Raw genomic sequence first — 15,367 nt, forward strand, 5'->3', positions numbered from 1 at the left:
CTCTGGGGGACCGATGGTGGTCCGCCCCGCACAGGCGTTAAAAAAGGGCCGCAGCCTATGCCACGGCCCTATGTCAGGGGGTTTTACGGCCTATTTGCTATGCTTGGCAATCAAAGCCTTGGCTTCTTCCAGCAATGCCTTCCCGTCGAAGTCATCGGTGGAGACCTCTTCGACCCAGTCTTTCTCAACAGATGCGGCGACAGTTTTCCATTCGGCCACTTGCTCAGGCGTCAGGTTGATGATGTTGTTGCCACGGTCCACGGCGATTTTGCGCGCCGGGGCATCCGCCTCTTGCATGATTTTTCCAGCCCATGCCGACATGTCTGCGCCGGAGTTGGCGTCAATCACCGCCTTCAACTCGTCCGACATGCTGTCGTATGTGTCCTTGTTCATCGCAAAAAGGAACGTGGTGGAGTAAAGCGCATCCTCGCCAAATTCGGTATGGTTTCCGACCAATTCCGCCACTTTCAACGCCGAGGTCACTTCCCACGGAATCACAGCCGCATCGATCACGCCCTTGGACAGGGATTCAGGCACAGCAGGGACCGGCATACCAATGGGTGTTGCGCCCAATTTGCTGAACAGTTTGTTGGTCACACGCGATGGCGCACGCAGTTTGACACCGTTCAGATCCTCCACCGATGTGATCGGTTCCTTGGAATGGATCACGCCGGGGCCATGCACCCAAACCCCGATCATTTTCATATCCGCAAAGTCGGTGTCGAGCATGTTTTTCTCGGCATATTCCCAATAGGCCCGCGAGGTATCCTCGGCATTGGTCATGATAAAGGGCATCTCGAAGGCTTCGGAACGCGGGAAACGGCCGGGAGTATATCCGGTCACGGTCCAGATAATGTCGGCAATGCCATCCACCACCTGACTGGCCAATTCCGGCGGCTTGCCCCCCAATTGCATCGAAGGGTAGCGTTCGATCTTGATTTTGCCCCCGCTCTGCTGTTCGACCTTATCGGCCCAGACATCCAAAATCAGCTTTGGCGCAGCAGCCTGTGCTGGCAAAAACTGGTGCATTTTCAATGTCACCTCTTGGGCAAAAGATGCCGTCGACATCGCGGCCAGCATTGCGCCAGCGGCGACACCGCGCCGTGCGATTTTCACAAAGCTCATGTTGATTTTCTCCCTAATCGTACAACACGCACCGCCCTTTGACGGCAACTTGATAAGAACATGGGCTGTTCCGTGGTGCGCCCGATCCGCATTTCTCCTCCATGCGGTTCAATCGGGCGCGCCAAACCGTAGCCCTGTTCAGATGGTGCCATTCATCCGCCTTGCCCGAAAAAGATCAAGCCCGAATCGAGGCCCCTGAAAAATAGGGACTTTTACAGATGAAGCCATCTCAAGCTCCGGCGCAAAAAGAGCGTTGCGAAATATACCTTTATTCGCAACGCTGGCTTTCTGCTGCCCTGCTCGCCTCTGCGCGGGACATAGCATCAGGGGGCGACACAACCAGCCAAGCCGGTGGCCATGGCAAGAATCAGCGCCGGATACTGGTCCGCACCCAGAGGCAAATCGGCCCCCAGCGGATCAACGTGGACGCGGCGCACGGACGTGCCTTCAAGCACCAGATCAAGCCGCCGCATTGAAAATTGCGGCTCAGTGATGGCGCATGCCACGCCGTGCTCGGCGACCAGATCGCGCAGCGCCGCCAACCGCGCCGGGCCGGGATCGCTGGCATCCGACAGCGACACCGCTGCGGCAACCGTCAAATCAAACGCCTTTTCGAAATACTGATAGGCATCGTGAAATGCGAGCAGGGGGAGATCACGAACCGGCTCCAGCCGACGACGCGCCTCTTGCACGGCAGCAGCGATCTCGGCCTTGCCCTGTGCAGCGTTGCGCAGATAGTCGGCGGCATGCTCCGGATCGGCATCGCCCATCGCGGCGGCAATAGCATCGAGCCATATTATCGCATTCTCAGGGTCAAGCCAGACGTGCGGATCGATACCGCCCGCGTGGCTGTGGTCATGGTGGCCGTGATCATCGTGGCTCTCGTCAGCGTGGTTGTCGCCCTCGTGGTTGTCGTCATGGGTCTCGTGATTATCATGCGCTTCGGCGTCGTGATCGTGATCCGAATGGGCGCCGTCCTCATGCTCCCCGTGATCAGCCTGATCATGATCGGCGTGCTCTGCCGACTCGTGATCGTCTTTTCCATGGTCCGAATGTTCCGCATCGTGCTGCGTATCCTCGTCATGACCCGCGTGGTCCTCGTGAGCGTGCTCCGCCCCGTCCTGTTCGTGGTCATGAGCCTCGTCTTCCGTGTCCGCCGCTTCCGCAAAAATCACTTCTTCACGTCCAGGCAAAACATGTGTCCCCGGTAGCGCCGTTAACACCAAAGATTGCCCCTGTGGTGCCAGAGAGGTCAGGCTGTCGTCCAACCACGGCTCCAATTCCGGACCAACCCAAATCACGAAATCGGCTTGCTGCAGGGCCCGCGCTTGTGAGGGGCGCAATGACATCCCATGCGCCGAAGCTCCCGATTCCACCAAAACCTGCGGCGTGCCGAGATCACCCAGAACCATCGCGGCCAATGACCCGACGGGGGCAATATCCGTGACCACGCTTGGCACATCCGCCGCCGCGCGGCTGGTCGCGCCCGTGAACATTACGGCGGATATCAAGGCAATGCGCGAGACATTGCGGAACAAAGAAGACAGCATGGTAGACCTCCGGAAAGTGTGATGATATAACATTTGAGCTTCTCATAGCCGCAATGTTATATTATCACAACTCAAAAAATGCGCCTAGGTTGAATGCCTTGCATCCCTGCTCCCAAAAGGAAACGCCCATGCCCGCCCTCGGATTTGCCCCGCATGATCACGGTGCCTGCATCAACAAGGCCATGGAAGCGGCCGAAGCGCACTGTGCAGCGAATCGGTTGCAGTTCACCCCCGCCCGCCGCCGCGTTTTAGAAATTTTGCTCAAAGAACACAAAGCCATGGGCGCCTATGACATCTTACCCCATCTGGCCGAAGACGGTATGAGCGCCCAGCCCCCCGTCGCCTATCGCGCCTTGGATTTTCTGGTGTCGAACGGTTTGGCGCATAAGATAGAACGCCTCAACGCCTATGTCGCCTGCGCCCATCCCGATGCCCATCGAGGCGGTAGCCATTCCCCCGCCTTTCTAATTTGCCGTGAATGCAGTGCGGTGGAGGAAGCGCAGGCCGACGTGGACGCCACATTGGTCGATACCGCCGCGCGTGCGGCCGGATTTTCCATCGAACGCATGGTCATCGAGGCCGAAGGCCTATGCCCGCAATGCAATAAGGTCGATGCCACATGAGCCTGCTCGAAATTAAGGGGCTTGGTGTGACGCTTGGCGAACACCGTGCACTAAATCATGTCGATCTGTCGATTGATCGCGGCGAGATCGTCACCATTGTTGGCCCCAACGGGTCGGGCAAATCGACCCTGCTCAAGGCCATCATCGGTGCGGTGCCAACAGATGCGGGCACGATCACCCGCGCCAAGGGTCTACGCATCGGCTACGTGCCGCAAAAACTGCATATAGATCCGGCTCTGCCGATGACCGTGCGGCGCTTCCTGTCGCTTCCCAAACGGCGCGGGACCAATGAGGTGCGCGCGGCCTTGGCCGAAGCAGGCGCGCCCGATCTGGCCGACCGGCAAATGGCCGACCTTTCGGGCGGGCAATTCCAACGCGTGCTCTTGGCGCGCGCAGTGCTGGAGCGGCCTGACCTGCTGTTGCTTGACGAGGCCACGCAGGGATTGGATCAAATCGGGTCAGCCAATTTCTACCGTCAGATTGAAACACTCAGCGCCCAAACGGGATGCGCGGTATTGATGGTCAGCCATGAGCTGCATGTGGTGATGAGCGCCTCGGATCGGGTGGTTTGCCTGAACGGTCATGTGTGTTGCCATGGCACGCCGGAGATCGTCGCCTCGGCGCCGGAATACCGCGCGTTGTTTGGCTCTGGCACACAGGGGGCGTTGGCGCTCTACCGGCACCAACATGATCACGGGCACGATGATGGCAATGACCCGGCGCGCGCGCCGGAACTGCCACGGGGGCACGCCCATACCCCCGACTGCAATCACGCGGCTAAACACGACGACAGCATACCGGAGGCAAACCAATGACGTTGCTAGATGATTTCGCCCTGCGCGCCGCATTGGCGGGACTTGGCGTGGCTCTGGCGGCCGCGCCGTTGGGCTGCTTCGTGGTTTGGCGGCGCATGGCCTATTTCGGCGATGCCACGGCCCATGCGGCAATATTGGGGGTGGCCATATCGCTGGCCTTCTCGCTGCCGGTCTTTCCCGCCGTCTTGGCGGTGGCGTTGATCATGGCGCTGACGGTTTCGGCACTGACCGATCGTGGCCACGGGCTTGATACGATCTTGGGTGTTCTGGCGCATTCGGCGCTGGCCTTGGGGCTTGTCGCGGTGAGTTTCTTGCAAGGGGTGCGAATTGATTTGATGGCCTATCTTTTTGGCGACATTCTTGCGGTGACGCGGGGCGACCTGGCGGTGATCTGGGGCGGGGCGGCGGCGATTTGGGCGTTGCTCTATGCCCGTTGGGGCGCGCTACTGACCGCCACGATCAGCCCCGATCTCGCCTATGCCAGCGGCATCAACCCCAAGCGCGAGGCGCGCATCTTGACCCTTGCTCTGGCCTTGGTGGTCGCGGTCGCCATCAAAGTCGTCGGCGTGTTGCTGATTTCGGCCCTGCTGCTGATCCCGGCGGCCACCGCGCGCCGTTTTGCCCATACCCCCGAAGCGATGGCGGGCATCGCCGCAGGCATTGGAGCGATCTCGGCCTTTGGCGGGCTGGCGTTTTCCTTTATCTATGACACGCCGAGCGGGCCAAGCATCGTTTGCATCGCTGCCGGGCTGTTTTGCGTCGCGTCGATCTTCGGAGTTATACGCCGATCAACATGACCAAACCGGCTCGGCCCGCGCGGGTGCCACGGCATACCGGCTTCTCAACAGTTAATGCGGCAGCGCAGAAAAATCATGCTGCAACTGCATAATAATCTGGTGATTTGCCGCAAACTGACGTAAGATAGACCCTATGAAACGTAGCACACGCCTTTCAAAAGACGACTGGATGCTGGCCGGCCTCAAGGCTTTGGGTCAACATGGCCCTTCTGCGCTCAAAGCCGAACCTTTGGCGCGCGAACTGGGCACGACAAAGGGCAGCTTTTATTGGCATTTCAAAGATGTGCCGGATTTTCATAAATCCATGCTGACCTATTGGGAAGATCGCCATTCGGCGCTTCCCGAGGGGCCTGCGGATCGCATAGAAGCCACCAAAACCCTGCGCGGGTTGGCACAAAACGGTTTTGCCAAGGATGCCACCGAAGCGCGGGCGGAAAAAGCACTGCGCGGCTGGGCGCAAGTGGATACGGCGGCGGCGGAAATCCTCGCCAAGACGGATAAAATCCGGCTCGATTACCTCTCCGGCGTGCTGAACACCATTGGCGTCACCAATCCACAGATTGCGCGATTGATCCTCGCAGCGCAGGTCGGCATGTCCGGTCTTCCCGATGCGACGGATGCGGACCAAGAAACTCTTGGCACTTTGGTCGATCTGGTTCTGGCGCTGCGCTAAGCGGCGTCAATCTGCGACCAGCCCGCGTTCAAATCGCTGAATAAACCGCGCCCGCGCCTCTGGCAGCGGTTTTTGCGCAATTTGCGGCGCCAGGTTTTGCATCAAGAAATGCCCCGTCACCCGCAACCCGGCGGCAATCTCGGCATCCGGCGCGCGCCCCTGTCCCAGCATAATGGGGGGCAAGGGTAACAACCGGGCCGCCCAGTCCCCCGCCCCGGCCGCCGACACAGCGCGCCCCGTGCGCGGCGAGACATAGGCCAAATCCTCCACCGCGCCCGTCACGGCGCAGCAGCTCAAATCCAACCCGAACCCCATCTCGTCAAGCAGGGCCATTTCCCATTGCAGATAGGCCAAGGGCCATAAGGCGATCTCGGGGAGCAGATCAAGCAAGGTCTCTGTGCGGGCATAGAGCGCGGGGTAGGCTTGGCGTTCAGGCAGGCAAAACCGCAAAAGCGCGGTGACGGTATTAAGCCCCGCCAGAGACAACCGCGACGCCATGGCCGAAGCCGTGCGGGATCGCATCGGCTCGGCTTTGAACGTGCCAAGATGATCCTCCAACCGCGCCGACCAATGTAAATCGAGCTGCGCGCCGGCTTGCAAAATCGGGGCCATTTTGCGCGAGGCACCGCCGCGCATAACGCCCGCATGGCGACCATGTTCGGGGGTAAACATCTCTAGGATCGCGCCGGTTTCACCGTACGGGCGGGCAGACAAAAGGATGCCCTGATCACGCCACTCCATGAGGTTTTCCTTGCGATTTCATGAGCGGATTATGACCGCGCGCAGTGGGTTATTGCAACCCGTCCTCATCCAGCAAATGCCGCCCATCACGGTCTTCGACTTCGATCACCCAAAGGTCGGGATCAAAGTCGCGTTGCCGCGCGATGGCGGCATCCACCTCGGGCTCTGCCCCGGCGGCCAATTGCGCCCACTTGCGATCGCCGGACATGAGGTCAAAGCCGCGCGTAAAGGCCTGCGCACGCCCATCCAGCGTGGCAAGTTTGACCAAAACCGCCCCCGCAGTGTCGTCCCCATGGGCCACCACAAAAGCCGGAATATCATAAACGCGCAGCCGCGCCAAATAGGCCGAAACCCAAATCCCGCTCGCCAGACGCGCCATGAGATCAGACGTTGCCGTCTTTAAAATCGAGGCCCATTTCCGAATAGCGTTCTTTTTCCTCAAGCCAGTTCGGTCGTACTTTGACTTGCAAGAACAAATGCACGCGGCGGCCGAGGAATTCTTCGAGCTCCTCGCGCGCGGCCTTGCCAAGCGCTTTGATCGTCTCGCCCTTGTTGCCTAAAACGATGCCTTTATGACCATCGCGGACCACATAAATGATCTGATCAATCTTGCACGACCCGTCTTTGCGCTCTTCCCAATTTTCGGTCTCCACCGTCATTTGGTAAGGCAATTCTTGATGCAAGCGCAGGGTGATTTTCTCGCGGGTGATCTCTGCGGCGATATTGCGCATCGGCAGATCGGCAATTTGGTCCTCGGGGTAGAGCCACGGGCCTTCGGGCACCTCGCCCGCCAACCAATCGCGCAAAGCTTCCACACCGTGGCCCCGTTCGGCAGAAATCAAAAACGTCTCGGCGAAATCATAGCGTGCGTTAAGGTCTTGCGTCAGCGCCAACAGGGTTTCGGCCTTCACCTTGTCGATCTTGTTGATCGCCAGAGCAATTTTCCGGCCCTTGCCGATGTCGCCCAACCCTTCGAGAATCGCCTCAACGCCCTCGGTAATGCCGCGGTGCGCTTCGACCATAAGCACCACAACATCGGCATCTGCCGCACCGCTCCATGCGGCGGCCACCATGGCGCGGTCCAACCGGCGACGCGGCTTGAACAGGCCCGGCGTATCAACGAACACGATCTGCGCCTCGCCGGCCATGGCGACGCCGCGAATGCGCGCGCGGGTGGTTTGGACCTTGTGGGTGACGATCGACACTTTCGCGCCGACCATGCGGTTGAGCAATGTGGATTTGCCCGCATTGGGCTCTCCGATCAGGGCGACAAATCCGGCGCGGGTCATTTAACGTTCCAATCTTTGCAAAAGCGCCTTTGCGGCGGCTTGTTCGGCGGCGCGTTTCGAGGCCGCAGTGGCCGCTTCGCTCTCGCCGGTTTTGAGTTCGGCAGAAATAGTAAAAACAGGCGCGTGATCCGGCCCTTTGCGGGTGACCTCGCGGTAGACGGGAGGCGGTAATTTGCGCGCCTGCGCCCATTCTTGCAGGGCGGTTTTGGCGTCGCGTGCATCCTCTTCAACCTCATGGATGCGGTTACCCCAAAGGCGCAAAACCAAATCCTTGGCCGCCGCGAACCCGCCGTCGCGGTACACGGCGGCGATCACCGCCTCCATCGCGTCGCCCAAAAGCGCATTCTTGCGCCGCCCACCGGAAATCATCTCGGAGCGGCCCAGTTTCAAAACCGCACCAAGGTCAATCTGCCGCGCCACATCCGCGCAAGCTTCCTTGCGCACCAATGCATTAAACCGTGGCGCAAGTTGTCCTTCAGAGGCCTGCTTGTCCGCTTCCAAAAGCGCCTCGCACATCACAAGGCCCAGAACGCGATCGCCCAAAAATTCAAGCCGCTGATTGTCATCCCGGTTCGGCGTCGACATCGAACTGTGGGTCACGGCGCGCACCAAAAGCGCGGGTTCTTTGAAAGAATACCCGATGCGGCCCTCAAAGGCCTTCAACTCTGCCGAGATCTTCAATTGATCCCCTTGAAGAAACGGTCGCTGCGCCATGTCCAGAAAAAGAGCATCGACCGGCCCGCAGAGGAGAACATGATCCGGTCCGCACGCCCGATCAAATCTTCAAACGGCACAAATCCCACCCCGCCGACGCTTTGCGAGAACCGGCTATCGGTGGAATTGTCGCGGTTGTCACCCATGAAGAAGAAATGCCCTTCGGGGACGGTATAAACCCCGGTGTTATCGGCGCGCTGATTGCCAATATTGAGGACCGAATGCGACACGCCATTGGGCAGAGTTTCGGTGAATTTCTCTTTCTCACAGGTTCCGCCTTCGCCGACCGCGCCGTTGGCACAACGTGGCAACATCCGCTGCGGGCCTTGGGCTGCGAACTCTTCAGTAAAGGTGCCTGCGGCTTCGACTTTTACCGCTTCGCCGTTGATAATCACCACGCCCTCTTTGATCTGCACTCGATCTCCGGGCAGACCGATCAGACGTTTGATGTAATCGCTGCCGGTGACCGGATGGCGAAACACCACAACATCGCCGCGCTCTGGCTCGGACCCGAACAGACGCTTGTTGCCGCCCTTCGACCAGCCACAGAAATCCTCGGCATCCACATCCAAACCGACCGCCGGGATACGGATCGACGGGCAAGAGGCATAAGAATACCCGTAAGACATTTTATTCACAAAGAGGAAATCGCCAATGAGCAGCGTGTCTTTCATCGACCCCGACGGGATCCAAAACGGTTGAAACAACAGCGTGCGAAACAGCCCCGCAATCAACAACGCATAGACCACCGTTTTGATGGTCTCGACGATGGCATTGCCTTTTTTCTCTGCGGGTTCGGCCATTGGGGCGCTCCGGTCACTTGGGTCTATGTTTCACAGGCTTCATGAGCGCGCAGCCGCAGCCTGTCAACCCGATGCGCCCATTCCGCGCGCCTTCGCAGCTCAATTTTGCCGCGCCTTTCCACTTTCCGTAAATATCCCCGCCGGAGGCGCCTACAAGAGCCAAGCACGACATGCATCCGTTCACGCGGGCCGGGGGGCATCCCCAAACGCAACAGGCCGCGCTTCGATCACCACGAACGCCTGCGCCCAAGGATGATCATCCGTCAACGTCACATGGATGACCGCCTCATACCCCGCCGGCGTCATATCTGCCAATCGCTCTGCCGCCCATCCGGTCAGCGCCATCACCGGCTGCCCCGTGCGCAGATTGCTAACCGCCATATCCTTCCATGCAATCCCCATACGCAATCCGGTGCCAAGCGCCTTGGAGCAGGCTTCTTTCGCCGCCCAGCGTTTGGCATAGGTGCCTGCCACATCGCGGCGGCGTTCTGCTTTGGCCTGTTCGACATCGGTGAAAACGCGGTTGCGGAACCGATCGCCATGGCGCTCCAACACCCCGGCAATCCTGTCGATATTGGCCAAATCGGTGCCGATGCCAAGGATCATTGCGCCGCCTCCAATGTGGCGGAGATTTCGCCGGTCGCCTGGTTGACGATAACCTGCAATTGCCCCGCCACAGGCGCATCACCTTGCCCGTCAAAGCTTTCGACCGGCAGACGCAGACCGAGGCCTTTGAGTGGATCATAGGTGGATTGCAGGTCCTCAAAGCGCAGGCGCGCAAACCCCATCGTGGCACGATAGCTCACCACGCGGCATTGCCGTGCGCCAAGCGCGTCAAAAGGTGGCGACAGGATCATCAGGTGAAACGCACCCAACGCCGGTTCAATCCGGTCCAAAACCGCGATCCGCGTCCGCCCGCCGGAAAACGTCCGGCTGGTTTCCTCCCACGGCTCCATCAGATTGTCGGCGCGGGCAATCCCCCCCTCGCAATCCGACACCTGCTGCGCGGTCAGCGCCGTCGGCAAAACAACCGCCGCAGGTCCGGCCAAAATGCCGGACAGGCAGAGCAGAAACGCGCCTGCACGCGGTGCTATGACAGGCAGGTTCAGGATTTTCCACCTTTGGACATCTGCGCCGCGCGCTTGGTCTTTGCGGCATCGGCATTCAACGCATTGCGCGCGCCCATCGGGAAGAAAAACCGATGCGCCAAGAAATACGCGCCGAAATAGATCGCCAAAAGCCCACCGGAGAACAGATAGGCCACCGGCATGGCACCCACGGCTTGCCCGATCCCGGGGATCAAGGCAAACAATGCTCCCGCGAGCAGCGCCTCGACAAAAACCGCCAAAACCGCCGCAAGAACCGCAAACCGCCAGCAAAGCGCGCCCGAAGGTTTCACCCCGTTGGCCCGCGCGAAATACTGCCCCTCGATCATCGCGGCCAGCATCGGCGCGACGACAAAGGTGCTGGTCGTTTTTAGGTTCACGCCTGCGAACGTCAGGAGATAGAAGATCACGATCAGCGCAATTTTGATCGCAACCAAAAGTCCCAGGTAACGGATGTAATTCGGCGGGGTCAGCGGCGCGGAGGTCGGTACGTCGTTGGAAGAATCGGTCAAGTCGAATACCTTTATATTGTTCAAAAACCCATAGACCGCCGCGCCGCCTTTGTCACCTCTATGTAGGGAAACGGCGCATGTATGTGGGGCAGCGGCGCATGGCCCCGCCCCGCCGGTCACACCGAAAGGCGCGCGGTTTCCATTAACCGCCGCATCTTGGCAATCACCGGGTCCAACCCCATGAAAATTGCCTCTGCGATGATGAAATGACCGATGTTCAATTCAATCACTTCGGGCAGGGCTGCAATCGGCGCAACGGTTTCAAAGGTCAATCCATGTCCCGCATGGACCTCCAGCCCGAGGCTGTCGGCGTAGCGTGCCATTTCTGTCAACCGCGCCAATTCCGCATCGCGTGCGGTAAAACGCCCCTCGGCATGGGCATCGCAATAGGCACCGGTGTGTAATTCAATCACCTGCGCACCGATGCGAGCGGCGGCTTCGATTTGCGGCGCATCGGCAGCGATAAAAATCGACACACGGCACCCTGCCTCGCGCAATGGCGCGATGAAATGCGCCAGTTGGTTTTCCTCGCGCGCCACTTCGAGCCCGCCTTCGGTGGTGCGTTCCTCGCGCTTTTCCGGCACGAGGCAGACCGCATGGGGTTTATGGCGCAAAGCAATGGCTTGCATTTCGGAGGTTGCAGCCATCTCGAAATTCAACGGCACGCTGAGATTCTCCGCCAAAGCTTCAATATCCGCATCAGAGATGTGGCGGCGGTCTTCGCGCAAATGTGCGGTGATGCCGTCGGCGCCGGCCGCTTCGGCCAATTTCGCCGCCCGCAATGGATCGGGATACAGGCCGCCGCGCGCGTTGCGCACGGTTGCCACATGGTCAATGTTGACGCCAAGACGCAATTTGCCTTCGGGAGAGATGGTGCTCATCAGCGCGGTCCTTTTGCGCGGATTGCCCATGATGCAATGCGCGGGCGAATCCTTTGAATTTCCCGCAGATTAATCGGCTTTTTTGCGCGCGTCAGCCTTTGCGGCCGCTTTTTGTTTGATCGAGGCCAACTTGGCCTTGAGCGCCCCGAGGCGACGGTTTTGATAGGCTTGGATCAAGGGCAACGACACATAATATCCGATGATCCCGGCAATCACGCCAATGATGACACCGCCGACCAAATAGGGAAAGAACACCTCATGGTAGAAGATCGACAAGCCGGTCCAATCGGGCACCGCGTCGGTGAACATCGCAAAAAAATTGCTTTGCAGATCGCTCGCCGCATCGAGGAATTTCCCCCCCAAAGACCGATGCATATCATTGGCCTGCGGATCCATCCCGAGTAGAAAGTAGCCGGTTTTCATCGATGCGACACCAATCGGCACATAGGTCAGCGGATTGCCGAAGAACGTGGCCAGAAGCGCCGCAAGAATATTCCCCCGCAGGACAAAGGCAATCAGCGACGCGATCACAAAATGCACCCCGTAAAACGGCGTGAAAGTGGTAAATATCCCGGCCAGAATACCCCGCGCAATGCGGTGTGGCGGATCGGGCAACCGGCGCAATCGGTGCCTGATATAAAGCGCCGCGCGATACCATCCGCCACGCGGGTAGAAAAACTCTACCGCGATCTTCCAGATCGGTCTTCTGTCGCGGCGTTTAAAGACCACTCGGGGGTATCACTCTCCGTTGTGCGTGCCGTCCGGACGGCACGGTTCTGCTCGGGGCGGGGCGGCAACCATAGGCGCGGTGCCCCTGATGTGCCTGTCTGGCCCATCTCTATTTAGGCGCACTCGATGGCCGTGGTAGGGCCATATCACGCCGATCAGGCGACATCGGGTGCCAATGTGTTTGGCGCATCCAGTCCGGCAAGTCCGGCCATCTTGCGCGCCGGATCGCGCAACCGCTGCACGGCGGCCACATCGCTTTCGGCCTCAAGCGCCGATGTCACGCGGTGCAGATGTTCTGCATCGCGCAATTCCACATCCATCACCAGACGATAAAAATCAGGCTTGCGGTCGGCAAAGTTCAAATCGGAGATATTGGCCTTTTGCTCGCCAATCAACGTGCAAATCCGGCCCAATACACCGGCGTCATTGCCAATCGTCAAATCAAGCGACACATCATAGACGGACGGGTGTTTGCCCGAATGCCAATGCAGATCCATCCAGCGATCCACTTGATCCTCAAAACTCGAAAGCGTTTCACAATCGATGGCATGCACCACAACGCCATGACCGCGATAGGTGATGCCAACGATCCGCTCGCCCGGAAGCGGTTGGCAACATTTGGCGCGGGTGAAGCTTTGCCCGTCCGAGAGGCCGATCACCGCACGTTCCTCACTGATCTCGTCGGTGTCATCGTGTTGCAATTCGGGATAAACGGCGCGCACCACCTCACGGGCGGTAAGTTCGGCGCTGCCCAAACGAGCCAGAATTTCGCGGCGGCTCTCGATACGCAGGGTGCGCGCAGCCGCCTCAAGCGCCTTGTCCGTGGCCCGTTTTCCCACATGCTCAAAAGCCGAGCGCGCCAATTCACGGCCCAATTTGATAAAGCGCTCGCGGTCAAGCTCGCGCAGGGCGCGGCGAATATGGCTGCGGGCCTTGCCGGTGGTGGCAATTTCGAGCCATGTGGCCTGTGGCACCTGGCCTTCGGCGGTGATGACCTCGACCGATTGGCCGTTTTTGATCCGGGTCCAAAGCGGCACACGCATGCCGTCGATCTTTGCCCCGACACAGGCATTCCCGATCCGGGTATGGATCGAATATGCGAAATCAATCGGTGTCGCGCCTTTGGGCAATTTGACCACCTCCCCCTTGGGGGTAAAGCAGAACACCTTATCCGAATACATCTCGAGCTTCACCGCTTCGAGGAATTCGTCATGATCCTCTTCGCTGCCCATTTGTTCCGTCAGGCGCGCAATCCATTTCGCCGGATCGACCGCAAAAGGGTTCTGCGTGCGCACGCCGTCCCGATACGACCAATGCGCCGCAACACCGGTTTCGGCCACGTCATGCATTTGCCGCGTGCGGATTTGCGCCTCAACCCGTTTGCCATCGCGGCCCGACACGGTGGTGTGGATCGAACGATAGCCATTGGTTTTCGGTTGGCTGATGTAGTCTTTGAACCGCCCCGGCACCGCGCGCCAACGTTGATGGATTGCGCCCAGCACGCGGTAACAATCTTCTTCGGATCGGGTGATGATGCGAAATCCGTAGATGTCGGACAAACGCGAAAACCCCTGGTTCTTTTCCTGCATCTTGCGCCAGATCGAATATGGTTTTTTGGCCCGTCCGAACACATCGGCCTCGATCCCTTTCGCGTCCAGCTCTTTGCGCATATCGGCGGTGATCCGTTCGATCACATCGCCGCTTTCACGTTGCAAGGTCACGAACCGGCGCATAATCGACAGCCGGCCTTCGGGATTCAGAACCTTAAAGCTGAGGTCTTCAAGCTCTTCGCGCATCCATTGCATGCCCATGCGGCCGGCCAGTGGCGCGAAAATTTCCATCGTCTCGCGGGCTTTTTGTGCCTGTTTTTCGGGGCGCATGAAATCAATCGTGCGCATATTGTGCAAACGGTCCGCGAGTTTGACGAGAATGACCCGTAGGTCTTTGCTCATCGCCATGAAAAGCTTGCGAAAGTTTTCGGCCTGTTTGGTTTCCGACGAGCTGAGCTGTAGATTGGTCAACTTGGTCACGCCATCGACCAATTCGGCGACCTCGGTGCCGAAACGCGCTTCGACCTCGGCGTAGCTGGCTTTGGTGTCTTCGATCGTGTCGTGCAGCAATGCAGTGATGATCGTCGCATCATCCAAACGTTGCTGGGTCAGGATCGCGGCAACGGCAACAGGATGGATAAAATACGGATCGCCCGAATGCCGCGTTTGGCCCTCGTGCATTTCGGCGCCGTAATCATAGGCCTCGCGGATCAAGGCCTCGTTGGTTTTGGGATTATAATTGCGAACCAGCGCGATCAGGTCATCTGCGGCAATCATAGGGTCCGCGTCCTTGAGAGGTTAAAGCAGCGAGGATCAGCGCGGCGGATGTCACCGCACCAGTGGTGGGGCCGCGCCAACGCGGCCCGTCGAAAATCACCCCTGCCCTTGCGCTTCCATCAAGGCGCGCAACAATTTCTCTTCGCTCATGTCGTCTTCGGCCGGCTTGTCGGCTTCGGCCCCCATCAGAAGAGCCATCGAATCATCTTCGGGTTCATCGACTTCGATCTGGTTCTGGTTGCTTTCGATCAGGCGCTCGCGCAGCTCATCGGCAGATTGCGTTTCCTCGGCGATCTCACGCAGAGCAACAACAGGGTTTTTATCGTTGTCACGGTCCACTGTAAGCGCCCCGCCGGCGGCGATTTCGCGCGCACGGTGAGAGGCCAACATGACCAGTTCAAACCGGTTGGGAACTTTATCGACGCAATCTTCGACGGTAACGCGGGCCATGGAGCACTCCGGAGCAATAGGGCTAGAAAGCGGTTATTTAGGCGCGAACGCCCATAAAGACAAGCGCAAAATGCCCGAGCAGCCCCCAGTGCACGTGGGCGTGAACCGCCGCGCAGCTCTGCCGGCGGATAATTGCCTAAAGAGTTTGCCCAATCCGCGGGTTCTGTCAGGGCGTATCAGGATCGGGATATCATGGCCGAACCCTCCGGCCTGCACGACGACTGGGCCTAGA

The 15,367-nt window shown here is 59.2% G+C and carries 18 protein-coding genes; 4 read left to right on the top strand and 14 right to left on the bottom strand.

The window, feature by feature from the left end:
* Positions 1-90: 90 nt before the first annotated feature.
* Together DI396_RS02755 and DI396_RS02760 are read right to left on the bottom strand one after the other, a co-directional pair.
* Entirely contained in the window at positions 91-1,125 is a 1,035-nt protein-coding gene (locus tag DI396_RS02755) for a TRAP transporter substrate-binding protein (protein ID WP_110794582.1), read from the bottom strand.
* 323 nt (positions 1,126-1,448) lie between these two features.
* Positions 1,449-2,675, bottom strand: coding sequence for a zinc ABC transporter substrate-binding protein (locus DI396_RS02760; RefSeq protein ID WP_235851714.1), 1,227 nt, complete (start codon positions 2,673-2,675; stop codon positions 1,449-1,451).
* A 128-nt stretch (positions 2,676-2,803) separates the two neighbouring features.
* On the opposite strand from DI396_RS02760, the gene DI396_RS02765 reads away from it, so the two are divergent.
* The 4 genes from DI396_RS02765 (at position 2,804) to DI396_RS02780 (ending at position 5,583) form a co-directional block, all read left to right on the top strand.
* The gene (locus DI396_RS02765; protein WP_110794866.1) at positions 2,804-3,298 is read left to right on the top strand and encodes a transcriptional repressor; all 495 of its coding nucleotides are present in this window, start codon (positions 2,804-2,806) and stop codon (positions 3,296-3,298) included.
* Complete coding sequence (locus DI396_RS02770; RefSeq protein WP_110794583.1) at positions 3,295-4,113, top strand: metal ABC transporter ATP-binding protein; 819 nt, start codon at positions 3,295-3,297, stop codon at positions 4,111-4,113. Before DI396_RS02765 ends, DI396_RS02770 begins: the two co-directional genes overlap by 4 nt.
* Complete coding sequence (locus tag DI396_RS02775; RefSeq protein WP_110794584.1) at positions 4,110-4,910, top strand: metal ABC transporter permease; 801 nt, start codon at positions 4,110-4,112, stop codon at positions 4,908-4,910. The genes DI396_RS02770 and DI396_RS02775 overlap by 4 nt, the downstream gene beginning before the upstream one ends.
* A 133-nt stretch (positions 4,911-5,043) precedes the next feature.
* Positions 5,044-5,583 carry a TetR/AcrR family transcriptional regulator gene (locus tag DI396_RS02780; protein ID WP_110794585.1) on the top strand — a complete coding sequence of 180 codons (540 nt, stop codon included), beginning with the start codon at positions 5,044-5,046 and terminating at the stop codon, positions 5,581-5,583.
* A 6-nt stretch (positions 5,584-5,589) separates the two neighbouring features.
* On the opposite strand, the gene recO is transcribed toward DI396_RS02780, so the two are convergent.
* From recO to rpoZ, 12 genes are all read right to left on the bottom strand, one after another.
* Entirely contained in the window at positions 5,590-6,324 is a 735-nt protein-coding gene (recO, locus tag DI396_RS02785) for a DNA repair protein RecO (protein WP_110794586.1), read from the bottom strand.
* 49 nt (positions 6,325-6,373) lie between these two features.
* Complete coding sequence (locus DI396_RS02790) at positions 6,374-6,703, bottom strand: DUF1491 family protein (protein WP_110794587.1); 330 nt, start codon at positions 6,701-6,703, stop codon at positions 6,374-6,376.
* Positions 6,704-6,707: 4 nt separating this feature from the next.
* A complete protein-coding gene (gene era, locus DI396_RS02795; RefSeq protein ID WP_110794588.1) occupies positions 6,708-7,613 on the bottom strand; it encodes a GTPase Era in 906 nt (301 codons plus the stop codon).
* Positions 7,614-8,294 carry a ribonuclease III gene (rnc, locus tag DI396_RS02800; protein WP_110794867.1) on the bottom strand — a complete coding sequence of 227 codons (681 nt, stop codon included), beginning with the start codon at positions 8,292-8,294 and terminating at the stop codon, positions 7,614-7,616.
* A complete protein-coding gene (gene lepB / locus DI396_RS02805; protein ID WP_110794589.1) occupies positions 8,291-9,130 on the bottom strand; it encodes a signal peptidase I in 840 nt (279 codons plus the stop codon). Before lepB ends, rnc begins: the two co-directional genes overlap by 4 nt.
* A 180-nt stretch (positions 9,131-9,310) precedes the next feature.
* Positions 9,311-9,736 carry a holo-ACP synthase gene (acpS, locus tag DI396_RS02810; protein ID WP_110794590.1) on the bottom strand — a complete coding sequence of 142 codons (426 nt, stop codon included), beginning with the start codon at positions 9,734-9,736 and terminating at the stop codon, positions 9,311-9,313.
* On the bottom strand, positions 9,733-10,155 hold the full coding sequence (locus tag DI396_RS02815) for a hypothetical protein (RefSeq protein ID WP_162617127.1): 423 nt from the start codon (positions 10,153-10,155) through the stop codon (positions 9,733-9,735). The genes acpS and DI396_RS02815 overlap by 4 nt, the downstream gene beginning before the upstream one ends.
* A gap of 80 nt (positions 10,156-10,235) precedes the next feature.
* Positions 10,236-10,748 (bottom strand): ABZJ_00895 family protein, encoded by a 513-nt coding sequence (locus DI396_RS02820; protein WP_162617128.1) that lies wholly within the window; start codon positions 10,746-10,748, stop codon positions 10,236-10,238.
* Positions 10,749-10,864: 116 nt separating this feature from the next.
* Positions 10,865-11,629 (bottom strand): pyridoxine 5'-phosphate synthase, encoded by a 765-nt coding sequence (locus tag DI396_RS02825; RefSeq protein ID WP_110794868.1) that lies wholly within the window; start codon positions 11,627-11,629, stop codon positions 10,865-10,867.
* Positions 11,630-11,698: 69 nt separating this feature from the next.
* On the bottom strand, positions 11,699-12,358 hold the full coding sequence (locus DI396_RS02830) for a DUF2062 domain-containing protein (protein WP_110794593.1): 660 nt from the start codon (positions 12,356-12,358) through the stop codon (positions 11,699-11,701).
* Positions 12,359-12,513: 155 nt separating this feature from the next.
* The gene (locus DI396_RS02835) at positions 12,514-14,685 is read right to left on the bottom strand and encodes a RelA/SpoT family protein (RefSeq protein ID WP_110794594.1); all 2,172 of its coding nucleotides are present in this window, start codon (positions 14,683-14,685) and stop codon (positions 12,514-12,516) included.
* 96 nt (positions 14,686-14,781) lie between these two features.
* Positions 14,782-15,135, bottom strand: coding sequence for a DNA-directed RNA polymerase subunit omega (gene rpoZ, locus DI396_RS02840; RefSeq protein WP_110794595.1), 354 nt, complete (start codon positions 15,133-15,135; stop codon positions 14,782-14,784).
* Positions 15,136-15,367: the final 232 nt, after the last annotated feature.

Source organism: Litorivita pollutaquae (assembly GCF_003205515.1).
GTDB classification, from domain to species: Bacteria; Pseudomonadota; Alphaproteobacteria; order Rhodobacterales; family Rhodobacteraceae; genus Litorivita; species Litorivita pollutaquae.